The organism is Dokdonia sp., assembly GCF_039945015.1.
GTDB lineage: Bacteria > Bacteroidota > Bacteroidia > Flavobacteriales > Flavobacteriaceae > Dokdonia.
Genome location: NZ_JBDUXP010000005.1, coordinates 34144 through 51100, shown reverse-complemented (window position 1 = coordinate 51100; position 16957 = coordinate 34144). Strand labels below are relative to the sequence as shown.

Sequence of the window (16957 nt, the reverse complement as noted above, 5' to 3'; positions counted from 1 at the left end):
TGCTTATATACTCTTTATAATTAAATCAAATGATTTTGGGGTACTCTCAGGCTAATTCCTTTGATACTAAAATTTTAATTTTTCATGTTTATCCCAAAGTCCCCAATAGGCACCTACATCACCTTCAGGTCCTACTTTCCAAGATTCATCAAAAGATGAGAAGTAAAATAATTCTATATTTTCTTTAGCAGACCAGGCTTGTGCATTAATGAAATATTTTATGGCATTTTCTCGTGAAGGAAAAGCGCCTTTTAAATTAGTTCCATGACTAGGCCATCCAGTCTCTGTGATGATTACTTTTTTTCCTTGAGCTGCATCAGTAGCTTGTCCAAACATTTGCTGCATATGGTTAAGTGAATTTTCAAGATCACATCCTTCCCAATATGGATAACAATTTGATAGTATTACATCACAGGCTTCTGTGATTTTGGGTCTATGAGAAAATTCATAATATGCATCTACATATCCTACAGTAATCTCTGGTAGGGCTTCTTTTACAAGATAGATATAGTCCAGTAATTGCTCTTCTGTCAGTTCACCTCGATACATAACCTCATTGCCTACCGCTGCAATATCTACACAACCTTCTTTAGCCAGTTCGATTAAGGCTTCAATCTCATCTTCATTTTTTTCTAAATCATCACTTAACCAAGCACCAACCATGGTTTTAAGTCCGTGCTTATGTGCCATACGAGGAACAAATTCATTTCCTTCAATACAGGAAAAAGAACGAACCCACTTTGTATGTGGCTTTATGATTTTTATTCTTCGTTCTACTTGTGCTTCTGTAATAGTATCACCAGGCTCCTGTCCGTCCTCATACATACTAAAACAGAGTCCGTGCATCCCTGCCTTTAATGTTTTTTTCCAAAGTTTTTCTAATGCTTCGGTTGAGTATTTACTAAAATCAACACCTTTGTGATGTGTAAAATCTGTGTTCTCAAGTAGAAAGTTATGATCTCCTCTATATGACATGATTATTTATATTTTAATTTTTCATTAGAACCCCATATTCCCCAACGTGCTCCTACATCTCCTTCATGATGCACCTTCCAAGACTCATCAAATGAAGAGAAGTAAAACAACGGAATTTCTTCGCCCTGTGCCCAATTAGAAGTATTTATAAAATACTTCATAGCATTTTCTGATGAAGGCGTTGCACCATCTGTACTATCCCCTTGATTTGGCCATCCAGTTTCTGTGATAATCACTGGCTTCCCATTTGAAATATTTTTTGTTAACGCATACATTTGTCTTAGATAACGTGACGATTCCTCTATGCTACATCCTTCCCAGAATGGATAACAATTTGCTAAAATGACATCACAAGCCTCTACAAGTTCTGGATGCTCGTGAAATTTATAATAAGCATCTACATATCCTACAGGGGTATCTGGCAATGCTTTCTTTACTTTATGGATATATGCAATAATTTCTTGTACGCTTAATTCATTGCGCATCAATACTTCGTTACCTACGACAGCAATATCTACATATCCTTTTTTTGCAAGACCTAATAGTGCATCGATTTCTTTGTCGTTCTGGGCTTTATCATTCCCAATCCAAGCACCAACCATGGTTTTTAATCTTTTTTCTTGGGCTACTTTAGGTATAAACTCGTTCCCTTCTGTACAAGAGAAGGAGCGAACCCATTTTGTATGTGGAGCAATCACACTCATACGACGTTCAATCTGGTTTTCTGATAATTGGTCACCAATATTTTGACCTTCTATGTACGGACTGAAACACATTCCGTGTACACCATTATGTAACGATGTAGCAAATAGCGCTTTAATTCCAGTGTCAGACATGGAACTAAAATCAGTATCACTTTTCGAGTCTGTATCAACTGTAGTCGCCATTAAGGAAGCTAATTTCCCTGTTTGATAGTAAGATGTTGGTTTTTGAGTAGACTTTTTACGTTTGTCTAGCTCTGCGCTTATTTCTAATGCACGCTCTTCTGTATGATTATAATTACGCATGATCCACATGGCTCCAAGTGTACCGAGTATTGGTAACCCTGAATAAAACATTCTTATCCCTGTAATAGAGGCTTCAGAATTAACGGTGTCTGGTACAAAACCTACTAATGTCATTATCGCACCTGTCAGTAACCCTGCAATTGCAAAACCAAACTTTACCATCCACCAGTAAATAGCACCAAAAACTCCTTCCCTTCTTTTTCCTGTATTTAATTCATCAATATCTATAATATCAGAAGTCATAGACATCATAAGTGTAAACAACCCTCCAATTCCAAAAGAGAAAAATGGTAATGCAAATAAAAACATATATGGTTTACCTGGAATAAATAAAAACCAGAGCATGATATACCCTAAAACTGAAATTCCTTGAGACCATAAAAAAGCTTTCTTTTTACCCAAGGATTTCGACATCTTTGTTACAATTGGTATAACTAAGAATGTTGTTGCTAAGGCTCCTATACTCCCTAATAATGTAGGCCAAAGACCTGCCGCTTCTGCATCCCCATTAAATAAGTAATAGACTACAATAAAAAATGAAAAACCAGCAACTACATTAAAAGCATTATAAATTAAAAATGTTGAAAAACATAATTTTCTAAAAGCCTCAATTTTAAAAGCTTCCTTGAAATTCCCAATAATCTGTTTAAAACTACCTCCTAAAGTCTTCATAGTTAGCGGGGTCAGACTTTCATCACTTTTAGTCGATTTACTTTTTATGAAAAGAGCAGGTACCATAGCTAAAAATGCACAAATAACACCAACCCAAATACCTAAAACCCTTGTTGTTTCAGTGGTAACTCCAAACCAATCGTCATTATACATAACTACCCAAAACCATGGTGCAATAACCCAAGCCCATTGCCCGATCGACTGTGCAACTGCCATAATATTGGTGCGCTCATGAAAATCATCACTCATTTCATACCCCATAGCTACATATGGGACACTAAATATGGTCATACCTAGATAAAAAACTAATGACCATATTAAGAAATATATAAAGTTGTAAGTTGCGCCATCAGCTACATATAATTGCCACATTATTGAAAAAGAAACTCCCATAATAATAGCTCCTATTAAAACATATTGTCTACGTCTACCCCAAACAGATCTGGTATTATCTGAAATAAAACCCATTAATGGATCTGTAAAAGCATCGAAAATACGAGGGAGAAAAAACAAAACTCCCCACAAAATAGGAGAGATTCCATAATCTTGAGTTAGTACTACCATAAAAATTGCTAAAGCAGCAGGAAACATTTGATTAGCAAGCATACCGACACCAAATGCAATTTTTTGACCGAGTGGAACTTTTTTGGTAGTTGTGGACATAATTCTTTAGATTTTTGGTTAGTTAATGTATTCTATTTTGAAAAGGTTAATCTTGCTTTCGCGAAAGCATAACACCTAATAATTTGATCTATTTATTCATGTGTAATCACAATCGTTTGCAATGCTTGCCCTTCAATATGAAGAGTTGTTGTCTTCTCGCCAAGCGTAAGGTTAAAATCCCGCGCTGTAGGTTCTTCATTAAATACGACAACGGCAATAGATCCATCTGGATTTTTTGCGGCAGTAACCATAAATTTCTTGTCTTCTGGTTTATCTAGCGCAATGACTTTTGCACCAGGACGAATGTATTTACTAAAATGTGCCATGGTATAATAGAGAGGAGTGAAGTACACTTCATCGGTATCTGGATCTACAATTACTGGTGCAGCACACCAGTTTTTAAACCAGTTAGGTCCTCCTTGTTTATCTAGAACCATATTCCAATCTACCCAACCATCTACCCAGTTGTTTAAACACCCTATAATATCTCTAGCATATCGATTTACAGGAGCGTATTTAGGATGCAAATACTTATCTTTTTCTGGAGCCCAATCCCAACCCCAATCGGTTGATTCTTTGCTCCAATACCACATATCATCCTTCCAAGCCGGGACTTCAGAGTCTACACAGCCTTCTGTTTCTATTAATAATTTGTTGGGCGCTTTGTTGTGTGCATATTGTAATTCTTCGGGAAATACTTCAAAAGTACTTTCATACCAATGTATGGCAGTACCATCAAAATATTTTGAAGATGCTTCGGTAGCATACATAGAGTCTACCCATTCTTTTAAACCTGCTCTATTTTGATCATACCCCAAAATTATTTTATCACCATGACCATCGGCTTCTAGTTTTGGACCTAAATGATTCTGTACAAAATTGGTCATTTCATCGGGTGTATAATGCATACTTTCCCAGTTGTCTCCATTACCGTGAGGTTCATTTTCTACAGTGAAGCCCCAAACATCAATACCTTCTGCTTTATAAGCATCTACATATTTTGAAAAGAATAATGCCCATGTATCGTAATATTTAGGCAATAATTTTCCGCCAACCCATTTGTTATTATCTTTCATCCAAGGAGCAGCAGTCCATGGGGATGCAAAGATTTTAAATCCGTCTTCAGAAGCAGCCATCGCGTCTTTAATCATCGGAATTAAATCTTCTTTGTCTTCTTGTATGGAAAAGTGTTCCAATTCGATATCATCTTCGACTGGTGAATACGAGTATTGTGATAATGAGAAATCACAAGAATTCATATGTGTTCTAGTAAGGGAATAATTTGCTCCTTCCTTACCGAAGTAAGCTTGTATGATGGTATCTCGATTCTTCTTACTTAATTTATTGAGTAAATAGGCAGAGGATTCTGTAAAGGCACCTCCAAATCCTGTGATGGTTTGTAATTCTTTTTCAGGATGAAGTGTGATTTGCTCTGATGTTTTTGTCTCAGAAGCTGTATGCACTAATGTTAAATTATTTCCCTTGGCGGAAGTTTCATAAACTTCAACCTGAAGTATGTTATCTGTAGAACAAGCCATCATTGCAGTTATGAGTATGAGTACACTATATGTTTTTAAATATTTCATCTATTTGAAATTTTGTAAAAATCTATTATTTTAAAAAAATAAATATTTTCGATAGCTATTGACTTTTATTTTTATAATGCCCATTATTGACTTTCATAATTAATGATTCATTAGAATCTTTCCTTTTTCAGGAGGTAAGAGCACATCATTAAGAAGTGCTTTCTTATCTCCATTATAAGTTTTGATTATCGTGTTTCCATCACGTGTTAAACCATCAAATATGTGTTGATCTACTAGCTCCCAAAGTGCATACTTTGCTTTACCATCTACCGTAAATAGACCAAAATGATTTTCTGACCCTCCAGCGTTGTGTGCATCTTTCCAGGGTTCATTAAAAGCTTCAAAATAAAAGCAAGACATTCCGTTTTCATTGGTCCAATCTCGCATGTGTTTATAGAATAATGCTTCTTTATATTCATCTGTAGCTTTAGATCCATTGGCGCCATAAAGTGCATTAGATGCACTTGCCCATCCTGTTTCACCTATATGTATTGGTTTTTCAAGACCTAAGCTTTTTACATAATTTGCAACACTATCTACTTGTGCTTTGGCATATTTTTTTGCACGCTTCATTGCGGCATCTATTTTTTCTACTTTGGTGAGTTCGTTTTCTTGACCAAATACACCCCAGAATGTAGGGTTGTAGTGCGTATCATGCATAGGGTAGGTGTGTACTGAGAGATAGTCTACCGCTGCGATAAGATCTTCGAGTGCTTTGACATGGTATTGACTTTCACCACCTCCCCAAGAAGCAAAATTATCTGAACTGGTAATCCATAAATCTTTAGATAGTTCCCCTTTATTTTTGAGTTCTTGTAAATGATTCACCCATTTTAAAATCACATCTGGTTGTACAAAATAAGCGGTAGCCCATTTAACCATGGCTTCATTACCTACTGCAATGACTTTAATAATATCTGGATATTGCTGTGCTAGAGCTACTGCTCTCCCAATTTCTTCTTCATTTTGAGCGCTTTCTATCTGATGATCAGGAGCGTTCCCCGTCCAGGCATTCAAACAATCTATCCATGCACCTAACATAACATACATCTCAAAGGTTGGATCTTCTTCTTTAAGCGCTCTAATCGCTTTAAGAATGTTTGATGCATGTGCTAACTGAACATTATAAGTCCTTATAAATTTGACATTCATTGCGTGAAGCAATTTCATATCTTCTTTGAGTTCTGTTATTGTGGGTTGACTATCACGAGAGGTCATGCGATAACCACCGTATGAAATAGCTAAATAGTTTGGATTTCCTAATATATCTTGAGCTGTCACGTTTTTAGGTTTTGGTGTAGGTGTTTCGGGAGCTTTCATAGATTCTTTACAAGACAAGACACAGATAGTGAGAAGCACTCCTACTAATATGTGTTTTGTTGTTTTCATTTGTCTTGTGTTTTTTATAAATAATTTGGTTTACTTTTTTATCTATTGTTTTATACGCTTTCGCGAAAGCGTACCATCATAAACTCTCCTTGTTTTTTAATGCTTCATATTACTTTAAGTAGTCATTTGTTATTGCCACATGTATTTGAGTAATATCACCTGTACGATTAAATACTTGATGACTTAGTGCTTGGTCTAAGCTTAATTGCTCAAAAGATTGAGTTGTACCATCTTTTGTAAATACCACGATACTTGTTTTTTCTGAAATAGTATAAATTATAGGTACTTGACAATAGGTAAAACATAACGAATCCTTTGAAATACTTATGTGTTGCTTTTTAAGATTAATATCTATATAATCAAATGGTTGTGGAGTATCTAAAAACTCTGACTTGCGGAGCATATTAGGGCTAAACTGGAGTTTACCATTATTAACAAATACCCCTAATTCTCCAAAACGACTTAAAATATCTTCTTTTACTTGCCCAGTCATACCCGGTTGTTGTGCACCTTTACCTCCTGGTGTATGTGAATAGGGATCTGTAGGAAAGGCTCCATATAGTTTTGGAGATTTATGAACTCCAATTCCTTCATTTATCTCATAATAATGAGCCAGTAATCGACCAATAGTTTCTTCATCTTCCTGCTCTTTAATGGCTTTTAAGCAGCATTCTTGTACAGCAAGTAATAATTTGGATACCATATGCCAGTAAATAGAACCAAGACCTTCATAGCCAAAAAATGTACCTGATCTCCCAGTGAAGGCTTTATGATTAAAGACCACTTCATAGGTGTCTAATAAAAATTGACGCTCCTTAATAATAAGATTTTGATAGTGAGGGTCATTTAAATCATCCAGCGCTTCATTAAGCCTGTTTGCATTATTAAAATTACCGTTAAAATGGTAATTACCCTTGATGTCTTTTTGAACGATTTGTGCGTTACCATCTTCAAGAAGTTGTTGTAAGAGTTGTGATTCCTGAACAGCTTCTTGAGGGATTTGATTTTTTTCTAAAAACTTAGATAATTCTTTGTTAGGGTAGAGGATATAACTGTACTGATCTTCTCTAAATAAAGAACTGTTTTTTAAACCGTCTAGCACCTCGAGGTTTTCTTTAGAACTAAGATATCCAGAACTTAACACAGCTACTTGCCCTTCCAGCATTTCTTCAAGGTGATTTATAGTAACTTCTTTTTCTCCGCTAACTGTCATTAAGTTATATGCGTGATACAAATGATCTTCTCGTTTATTTGCATCTATGGTATGCTCTATATATGTAAGACTAGTTGTTATAAACTCAGAAATACTATATAACGAAATAGGTTTCTTTTTTCCAGAGAACGTATGATGATAGACTTGTGCTCTATACTCGCTTGCTGGAATACCTAGACCATCTAAAATGGTTTTGCGATCTGTGTCAGAAATAGTACCGTTTAATAGATTTTTATGAGTGCTAAGAGTATATGTAACACTAGTATAAAACTGTTCTAACTCTTCAGATATTTGAGTTTCTTTAATAGAACTTTTTGCAATAATTTCACCAAAGAAATTTAAAAAACGTCTTAGATAATATAACGTAACCATAGAGACGCCATTTCCTACAAGCGCATTATTTGCATCATTCCATTCAGGGCGTTGTGTATTTAACCAGATTCCGGCTTCAGGAATAAAGTTTGAAACTTTGGCGAGTACCGTTGCTAGAATTTTTTCAATAAAGTTAACATTATAGATAGCGCCTTTTGTATCATATAGAAGCGCACCATCTATTCCTAAAATTGATCTTCGATTTCTTATTTCCTGATCAAGATCAAAATCAAAGTCAATAGTATCTTTAGGATTTTTGAGTATCTCTGAATAGCTTTTTATTTTATAAGGAACATTAGCATATACAAAAAGGTCTTCATTAAAATAACTTGCTAATTTTCCTGGTTTATGGTTCTCAATGATTTCTAAAAACTTCTGTAAATAGATAATTTGATGATCCCCCCAGTAGCCTATATATGACCATGGATCATCTTCTTCAATAGTTTCCCAGTCAAAACCATCTTTTGTAACGCGATATGGGTTATAACCATCAAAGGTAGTTGCGTTTAAAAACTTATGGATCATATTCTCAATAAACTCGGGGTAGGCGAGGGCCAATGCTTCCCAGTTTTGAAAGATATCTCTCCAGTTACCTTGATAATCTAATACTTTAGAACCATCAATTTCATTTTGGGTATTGATAGAGAATTTATTCCAAGGTCTGCTAGGGTCTCCGTGTCTTCTACTAAATTTTAGCGGCATGTATTCTAAGCACAATCTTTTAAAATGGCTATCATCACTTTGGGATGCTACTGTTTTTAAATGTGAGAGTGAGAATTGATCAGGTAATGCTGTTATACTGGACGTTGCTTTTTCAAAGACAGCCGTATTTGCTTTTGCTAGATAGGTTTCAAAATCCCATTTTTCTATTTGATAATTGTGATCAAAAATACCTCCTCTCATGATATTGAAAAGGGTATTTGAAAAATGTCGTGTATTTCTAAGTTTGTTTGCACTTAATTGCATCGCATCTGATGCACCAGCAAGTTCCAAAAGGCGTTTAGTACCTAGATCAATATCTTCTTGTATTAACTCCATAAGATTTGGAGTTGTCTTTATTTTTTCAGAAATTTCTGTTATCGAACTTATTGTTTGATTTGTATTGGCAATAAACATCCATTCTCTTTGACTAAGAGCGTCTATCTCCATCTCTTCATACACAAAGTAAGCGCCTCGTTCGGCTTTTACATCTGTTTCTTGACGGATGGCTCCTCCATGTCTAAAATTGTCTAACTGAAGTGAGGATACAAGGTATTTTGGATTCTCAAAGCCTAATGACCAAACCACATTACTTTTTAATGCTTCACTAGGTTCTGCCTTATCAACAATAGTAGCACTAAGGGCATAAATCCCGACTCCAGAATCAGCTATAAGTTCATTACGTTTATAGGCATCAACGAGATTACTACCCGTTTTTTGCATGTCTTCACCAACGCTGTGAGGAACAATATTTTGTACTCCATCAAGCATGATTACTTTTATCGTGTTTTCTAGATTATTTACTAGGGTCGCTTTTTTGACAAAACCGTGAGTGTCACTAGAATTCCATTGGTATCGATATGTAAGCCCAAAGTCATTATTATGTTCTTCAAAAATCACCTTATTACCATGGCTGTTTTTGTAGAGATTTCGAGTTATGTTATAAACTCCTTCATATTTATTTGTAAAAGGTTCCCATAAAAATATCTTATCCTCTTTATATACTTTGAATATGGTTTTACTACCTGTTACATTATTAGACTCCGTAATTTTGTCATCTGTATAATAAGGGAATAAAGCATGATCCGAATCTTTTCTGCCAGCGGATAATCCTCCATTGCTAGCGATAAACATCCAATGGTTTGAATCACTGATAAGACTCATAAAAAAGGGTCTCATTTGATTGCTATTAGAAATCTTATAATATACTTCGTTATCAAAAGTGATGAGTTCTCCTTTAATTTCATGCTCATTAAATGAAGCAAGTTTATTTCCTATATAGATGGGTTGTTTTGTCATTTGTATTTTTTCATAATAAGGGCTCTTATCTTTTTGAAACCATTATTATTAATTGGCACTATTTTATTTGAAATATGTATTGATATACTATTTCTATGGGTCAAAATTTTATAGTCTTATACATCAGTTAGAAAAGGCCATAAACAGTTTTGTACATAATTCTAATAGAATTATTATACTAGACCTAGTATCACGATGCTTCTGCTACAGAAATTAACCGATACTGTTCTTATCTTTTTTATCTCTATTTGGTTAGTTTGCGATGGCGTATATACGTACATAGTCTACGATCATACGTTGCGGTAATGGTGTTGTATCTACTGGGAAACCTACAAAAGTCCCACCAACGGCAACATTTAATAGTATAAAGAATGGTTGATCATCAAAAACCCAATCAGTTCCATTTGGAATGTCATCTTTACGTATTCTATTAAAGCGTACTCCATCAATAAAATAATCGATAAAATCAGGACTCCATTCAATGGCAAATACATGAAATTCAGTATCAAAACGTTCTTCTGCAAGATCAAATTGATCTGATATTCCTCCTCCTCCAGAATATCCAGGACCATGTATAGTACCAATACTTCTAAAAGGTTCTTGCCCTCTCATTTCAGTAATATCTATTTCACCTGCAAAAGGCCATACTACAGTTGCTGGGTCATCATCTGGTTGCGTTTCAATATTACTACCTAACATCCAGAAAGCTGGCCATACACCACGTCCTCCAGGCATTTGAATACGTGCTTCAAAACGACCGTATTGTTGCTCTACTTTATCTCTTGTGTTTATTCTAGCAGAGGTAAATGGAGACCCTTGAAAAGATTCTCTACGAGCTGTAATCACCATATTTCCTTCTCCGTCCAGTGAAACATTCTCTGGACGATCTGTATAATACTGTAACTCTTGATTTCCCCAACCGTTTTGACCAGTACCTATATCAAAATTCCAATTATCTGTATTAATAGATTGTCCTGCTTCTCCATTAAAATTATCTTCAAATATTAGATTAAGATTTGACAAACCTATATCGGTACCTTCATCCTCATTACAACTCGAGATCGTAAAGAGGACAAAGCTGTATGCTATACTTTTTAAGATTATATTTTTCAGTTTCATTTTTCTATTTTTTTATGTGTGACAAAAAATAACATGGTTATTAATAGAGAGACTGTCTCTAGGGTACATTTTCTAAGTACGCTTTCGCGAAAGCGTATCATTGATATTTAGAAATGCGTATAGTGTCATTTATTGTTTTATTCCTGTGATTAATTTAAGGTTAAGGATACATTGTCTATAACTACGACACCTGTTTCTGCTCCCATATCAAACAAGACTCTACTGTTTGGAATACCAAAATTGGTAGCTTCTAGTGTTAGGGTAAACGTTTGTGTCTCTGTCGTTAGGTTTACGGTCTCAATTGTGGCTTCAAAGGGAGCTTCATTAAGACCAATACCGGCAATCATAGTACGATTCCCATCTGATGATGCATCAAAGGTTAGTGTGTATGTATCTCCCTGAGTGATTTCAACAACTTGACTTAAGTTTACATCAAATGCATTTCCAGCCGTTGTTACGTTTGCAAAATTAAAACTGTTCCCTCCATCTTCCTGAACATTAAAAGCATTTCCAAACCATACGACCATACCCTCTTCAAAATCTCCATTCATTAATAAATCATCTCCAGTGTTTCCACCTGGATCGCCATCTGTGGTTAAGACTACGTTGTCTATAACGACAACACCTGTTTCTGCACCCATATCAAATAATACTCGACTATTTGGAATACCAAAGTTAGTAGCTGTAAGTGTTAGGGTAAATGTTTGTGTTTCTGTCGTTAGATTTACGACTTCTGTTGCAGATTCAAAAGGTGCTTCATTAAGACCAATACCAGCAATGATTGTACGATTCCCATCTGATGATGCGTCAAAGGTTAGTGTATACGTTTCACCTTGAGTAATTTCAACAACTTGACTTAAGTTTACATCAAATGCATTTCCTGCTGTTATTACATTTGCAAAGTTGAAGTTGTTTCCACCATCCTCTATGACATTAAAAGCATTTCCAGACCATGCAACCATGCCTTGCTCAAAATCACCATTCATTAATAAATTATCTCCAGTGTTTCCTCCTGAATCATCATCATTTATAGGATCAGATCCTATAACAAAAAGATCATCGTAGTAATATATTGATCCATCTCCTGGAAGATCTGGAACAAATTCAAAGAAAACAATGATACGATCATAGTTAATGTTAGGATCAATTTGTCCGCTAAAATTATAGACAAGTTCTTCCCATACATTTGTAACGGTCGTATTAATGTCGACCACTATTTGTGACCCAGCTCCAATAGCTTGATTTTCTATAGCCATTCTCACAGGGATATTGGCTTTTGGAGAGTAGGTTTTCATACTTATAATCTCAGATGTTGAAAAATCTATAGGGGCATCGAGGTTAATTAATGTACCTGCAAAAAATTGTCCACCTACGGTTTTGGTTGATCTTAGCACATTTGTGGTAGGGTTAACTCCAGATGGATCAGGATTTGCTTCTATAGCAGAGGCTGCTCCTTCAAAACCTTGAATATCGTAGCTTAAAGTGGTAGACTCAAAACCCATAGGAAGTGATACTTGAGCGGCATTAGAATCGTCTACATTAGGTGAAGGAGGTAAATCCTCCATACCTACAGTTAAAGATCCATCTGCGCTTGTACCTGCTAAGGTTGCTGTTATTGTAGCAAAGCCATCAGAAGAAAGTACAGAAACTACTCCCAGTTCATTTGCAGTTGCTACACTTTCATTTGAAGAAGTATAATCAAAATATGCTGGTGCAGCTTCAACTCGTTGTAAAACTCCAGAAGGGAGATTGTACGTGCTAAATGCACCTCCAACTGGAATGTCATTTCCTACAGTAGCGGGAAATACTTGATCTTGTCCTTCTAGAATTGCAGCGTCTTCTTGGATAATTGTGCTTAGGTTTTCAAATTTTACTTCATCTATCCATAATTGATAAGCTTCACCATCATCGGCAGCTTCTGCATACCATAACATCCCTCTTTCTTGCGTAAGTCTAGCTGCATTTGGTATTGGGATGAAGTATTTTTGCCATTCGGTTCCTACTTGAAGACCATTAACTTGTGTTCTGAAAACTTCTCCTTGAAAAGTTAAACCAAAACCTATTTCGTTTATAGTTTCTCCTCTTGATGCTCTGGCATAAAAAGTTAATACATTATAACTTGTTAAGTCTCTACCAACTTCAGTAGTAAATACACCTCCAGCAAAACCACCTTGAGGGTCATCTGTATTTGGAATGTCAAATCTCATAGCAGCAGTCCCTTGAAAAACTACATCGGTATCTACATCAAATGCAGTTACTCTTGAGGTTCCAAAAGCGTCATACTGCAAACCAGCACTAAAAGTATCTATGAAGACCTCTGCAATATTAGGAAATGTTGCTTCTTCTAGATTTTCTTCATCAGGCTGACAGCTATAATTAATAACCAGAAATAGCGCAGACATAAAATAGCTAAGCGTTCTTTTTGTGAATATCTTTTTCATGATTTTTTATTTTCCAATGTTAATATGTAAGTATGTTCTGATCTCCCACTCATTTCCGTTAGGAAACCCTTGATCAATTGGATCTTGAAATTCAAACCTCGGAGAGAAGTTATCTAATGAACGCCAAGTGTAACGAATACCTAAACGGGTATTTGGTAAAATAAACCAATCTTGTTTACCTAAAGTAGTAGAAAGGTCGACTTTAAATTGTAGCGGGAACGTAAGGTTGAAATCTCTATGAAAATCAAATGGTCCCCAGTCATCTACTTTTACTTCAGTAATTAATTTAAGTTTATTATAAATTACACGTACATCAGTACCATATCTATGAATTACTCTATCGTCACTTCCGTTAGCCTGACCGTTTCCTCCAAAAAAGTTTGCAATGAATCCAAAATCAGGTGTTATTTTAGAAACAACTCTACCATTAAATTCCCATAAATCTTCTGCAGATGGAGCAGATGCAAAAGCAACTGGCTCACGACTATTACCAAAGAATCCGATTGCAGCATCTTGCGTCGTTGGAAGGTAACGGTATACAAAACCTAAACTAGCAGCAAATATTGCATCCTCTGCTCTGTCATTATCCCATTCATAAAACCATGATCCAGGAGTTGGGTCATACGTTAATAATAGTTCACCTGCTGTAGTTCGTCTATTTGATCTAACCACAAATGGATCACTAATAATATTCCTTGCTCTTGCGGGTGCAGGAGAACCTAACGGAATAGGATCTACTATAGGCTCTTGCCATAAGAAGTTAGGTGCAATTTGGAAATCACCTATCGTATACGTAAAACCAGTTAAGAAGTTATATTGGTTTCCGCTTCCACTATCTTTTAATCTCCATCCAGTGAATGTCTTCGTATTATCTGCACCTCCACTAGCAACTAAACCTTGCGCAGAACTTTGAGCATACCAATTGAATTTACCACCAGTATATTTTATTTTTATTTTTCCTCCCCAATTATCATCAGAGTCGATTTGATTAACAAGTACATTAGTATTACCTGCTGCATCTGTTTGTATGATTTGGTATTCTCTACCATTTAATGGATTTCCAGCCCAAATAGCTCCTAGTTCTACATCAAATTTTCCAAATTTACGTTGTACATATCCTGTAGCTCTACGTGTTCTAGGTTGTGGAATAGCTGCTGATGTTACCCCAGCACCTGGGTCTGCAATATCTTCATGAAACACTCCCGCTACTTTATATTTTCCAATTTGCTTTTCATACTTGGCTAAAATTGCAGGATTTGCTCCCCACCATAGCTCAGGACCAAAAGCTACTTTAAATCCTTTGAAAGCTTTTTTACCTTCAAACTCAAATCCGAAAGGGGCTAGACCATTATATAAGTCTAGGTTTGGACCGTAGTTAGCTTCTGGATATAAACCAAAGAAATCTCCTTCATATCCCCAATGATAGTGTCCTGTTCTGTAAAATCCTTTAATATTTGCATATTTGGTATTCCAATCAAATTCTGCTTGATATACTTGAACTCTATTATTATCCGAAAGGGTTACTGGTCCATTGTTTGAATCAACTATTGTAGGACGTCCTCTATTTTCAAAGAAAATCTCATCGATAGGGTTTCCAGCTACATTCCCTAAGATATTAGTTATAACGTTAGCTCTTAAACCTGGTGTAGGGTTAGCTTCAATACCAATATAATAGGATTCCATATTATCAAAACCAAGTTGATCTGGGAAGGTCGTTGTATTAGGATCAGGATTTTCGGGTGTTGTTACACGATTACCTCCTGTACTAAAAGTAGTAAACTCAGCCCTTAAAGAACTTATTCTAATTTTATTACCTCCACTACTACCAGATGCAGCTTTATCGCCTCTAGCTCTTAAAACAGCATCAATTAATTGGATGTTATTAAAATGATTCTCTACAGATACTGCTGTAGTTCCTAATGTATATGGATTTAATTGGTGTGCTTCCTTTAATGCATAATAAGCCGCTCTTGGGTATAAGGTATAAAGGCCTTTTTCATTCGTAGGTCCTTTGGCACAGATACCAAACCACTCTTCATTCATATTATTTTCACCTTCAACAAAATCTTCTTTATAACCACCGTTTGACCATGAAGCATTATTGTCGTGAAGGTCGAGATTCTTGGTTTGACCAAATTTCCACCAACCATCACTAAATTGGAAGGTAAACCCACCTATAGAGTTTCCTGCTTTTCCTAAACCAGCTGCATTTGCGTAAATTTCTTTCCAATTACCAACCATATAGTATGCTTGAGCTTTCTGATCTTCTTGGTTTTGAACAGCATTAAAAGCATCGGCGCCAAACTCTGTAAACATCAATGGTTTACCATATTCCTTTTTTACTCTTTCAAAAGTGTCGCCAAAGGATACCCCTCGATACATATTTGTACCATAAATATCAATGTCTTTACATTCTTCTGCTATGATATCTAAGAATAATAGATCTCCGTTACAGATGGCAATAGGTTGTGAAGTAACTATTTGTTTCATAGCTACCGTCGCTTCATTAAAAAGCTTATACATATCACGTGCTCGTTTGGTAGATTTCCTATCTTCAATTGGAATATCTTCAGTTTCTGCGCCATCCCAAAAAAGCCCATAGTTATTTTCATTTCCAAGAAGGAACATCAATATACCAGGGGTATCCTTAAATTCCCTAGCCATTGCAGTAGTTTCTTTTAGTAAAAGCTCTCTAACACGAGGATCTGAATAATCAGTATTAGGTACCCAAGCTCCGCCTATTGTAAGGCCATAACGTCCAAACGCATGATTAATCATCGTATAGATACCATGTTTCTCATAGATGTATTGTACCCATTTTGGTTTTACCCCTACATATTGTCTAATGGTATTTACCCCCATATTTTTTAGAAGTTCCATTTCGGCATCTAAAGCAGCTTTAATGATATCATCCGATTGATTCCAAAATTGATATGAAGTTGTAGCTATTGTCTGCCCAATAGGAATATAATCCCAATTCATACCATTAATCATAAAATCTTGCCCATCTACTAGTAGCTTCATGCCGTCACTTTCATTTAAAATTGTGACTTTACTCGCTTGAGCTAATAATGATGTTGAGGCTAAAAACAGAAATAGTCTTAACAAATAATGTTTCATAGAATTATAGGTTTTAGTAAGTATGTTTGTATCAATAAAAAAAATGATGTTTTATGTGTTGTAATTGTTTTGTATTGTGTTCTAAGTAAATATATCATTAAGGATTGTGAATATTATTAAATGTATATGAACAAAAACTATACATTTAGCGTATTTGTGTTCTTTTCTTTAAGAATTTGATGATTTATGCTCTGTAGCGTTAAGAATTTGTATATTTCAAATACATGTTTTTTGAGCTAAAAAAAATGTTAACTTGCATCTATGTTGTGTTAATATTGTATTAATGTTGTATTAATGTTGTAGTGATTTCATTTCTTGTATAGGTGTTATTACCTTAAATTAATAGCAAAAAGCATAATTCTTGAGGATTTATTTACAGAGACTCCTATTTTATTAAAGAAT

The 16957-nt window shown here is 35.4% G+C and carries 8 protein-coding genes; all 8 read right to left on the bottom strand.

Translation table 11 applies throughout. The annotated features are described in order from the left end of the window. Window positions 1-66 precede the first annotated feature (66 nt). A complete protein-coding gene (locus ABJD27_RS06120) occupies window positions 67-975 on the bottom strand; it encodes a glycosyl hydrolase family 17 protein (RefSeq protein WP_348168186.1) in 909 nt (302 codons plus the stop codon). Window positions 976-977: 2 nt separating this feature from the next. Further along, window positions 978-3317, bottom strand: a complete 2340-nt coding sequence (locus ABJD27_RS06115; RefSeq protein WP_348168184.1) for an MFS transporter — start codon at window positions 3315-3317, stop codon at window positions 978-980. 92 nt (window positions 3318-3409) lie between these two features. Next, window positions 3410-4903, bottom strand: a complete 1494-nt coding sequence (locus ABJD27_RS06110) for a glycoside hydrolase family 30 protein (RefSeq protein ID WP_348168181.1) — start codon at window positions 4901-4903, stop codon at window positions 3410-3412. Window positions 4904-5002: 99 nt separating this feature from the next. Continuing rightward, the gene (locus ABJD27_RS06105; RefSeq protein WP_348168178.1) at window positions 5003-6292 is read right to left on the bottom strand and encodes a glycosyl hydrolase family 17 protein; all 1290 of its coding nucleotides are present in this window, start codon (window positions 6290-6292) and stop codon (window positions 5003-5005) included. Window positions 6293-6401: 109 nt separating this feature from the next. After that, the gene (locus ABJD27_RS06100; RefSeq protein ID WP_348168175.1) at window positions 6402-9875 is read right to left on the bottom strand and encodes a hypothetical protein; all 3474 of its coding nucleotides are present in this window, start codon (window positions 9873-9875) and stop codon (window positions 6402-6404) included. Between the two features lie 252 nt (window positions 9876-10127). Then, entirely contained in the window at window positions 10128-10994 is an 867-nt protein-coding gene (locus ABJD27_RS06095; RefSeq protein ID WP_348168172.1) for a glycoside hydrolase family 16 protein, read from the bottom strand. 149 nt (window positions 10995-11143) lie between these two features. Further along, window positions 11144-13435, bottom strand: a complete 2292-nt coding sequence (locus ABJD27_RS06090; RefSeq protein WP_348168169.1) for a carbohydrate binding domain-containing protein — start codon at window positions 13433-13435, stop codon at window positions 11144-11146. A gap of 6 nt (window positions 13436-13441) precedes the next feature. Then, window positions 13442-16555 (bottom strand): glycoside hydrolase family 2 TIM barrel-domain containing protein, encoded by a 3114-nt coding sequence (locus tag ABJD27_RS06085; RefSeq protein ID WP_348168166.1) that lies wholly within the window; start codon window positions 16553-16555, stop codon window positions 13442-13444. Window positions 16556-16957: the final 402 nt, after the last annotated feature.

What these genes read in the sequence shown, in the direction of transcription:
- ABJD27_RS06110 (WP_348168181.1), bottom strand. Translation starts at nt 4,903, where the DNA reads ATGAAATATTTAAAAACATATAGTGTACTCATACTCATAACTGCAATG.
- ABJD27_RS06090 (WP_348168169.1), bottom strand. Translation starts at nt 13,435, where the DNA reads ATGAAAAAGATATTCACAAAAAGAACGCTTAGCTATTTTATGTCTGCG.
- ABJD27_RS06105 (WP_348168178.1), bottom strand. Translation starts at nt 6,292, where the DNA reads ATGAAAACAACAAAACACATATTAGTAGGAGTGCTTCTCACTATCTGT.
- ABJD27_RS06085 (WP_348168166.1), bottom strand. Translation starts at nt 16,555, where the DNA reads ATGAAACATTATTTGTTAAGACTATTTCTGTTTTTAGCCTCAACATCA.
- ABJD27_RS06115 (WP_348168184.1), bottom strand. Translation starts at nt 3,317, where the DNA reads ATGTCCACAACTACCAAAAAAGTTCCACTCGGTCAAAAAATTGCATTT.
- ABJD27_RS06120 (WP_348168186.1), bottom strand. Translation starts at nt 975, where the DNA reads ATGTCATATAGAGGAGATCATAACTTTCTACTTGAGAACACAGATTTT.
- ABJD27_RS06095 (WP_348168172.1), bottom strand. Translation starts at nt 10,994, where the DNA reads ATGAAACTGAAAAATATAATCTTAAAAAGTATAGCATACAGCTTTGTC.
- ABJD27_RS06100 (WP_348168175.1), bottom strand. Translation starts at nt 9,875, where the DNA reads ATGACAAAACAACCCATCTATATAGGAAATAAACTTGCTTCATTTAAT.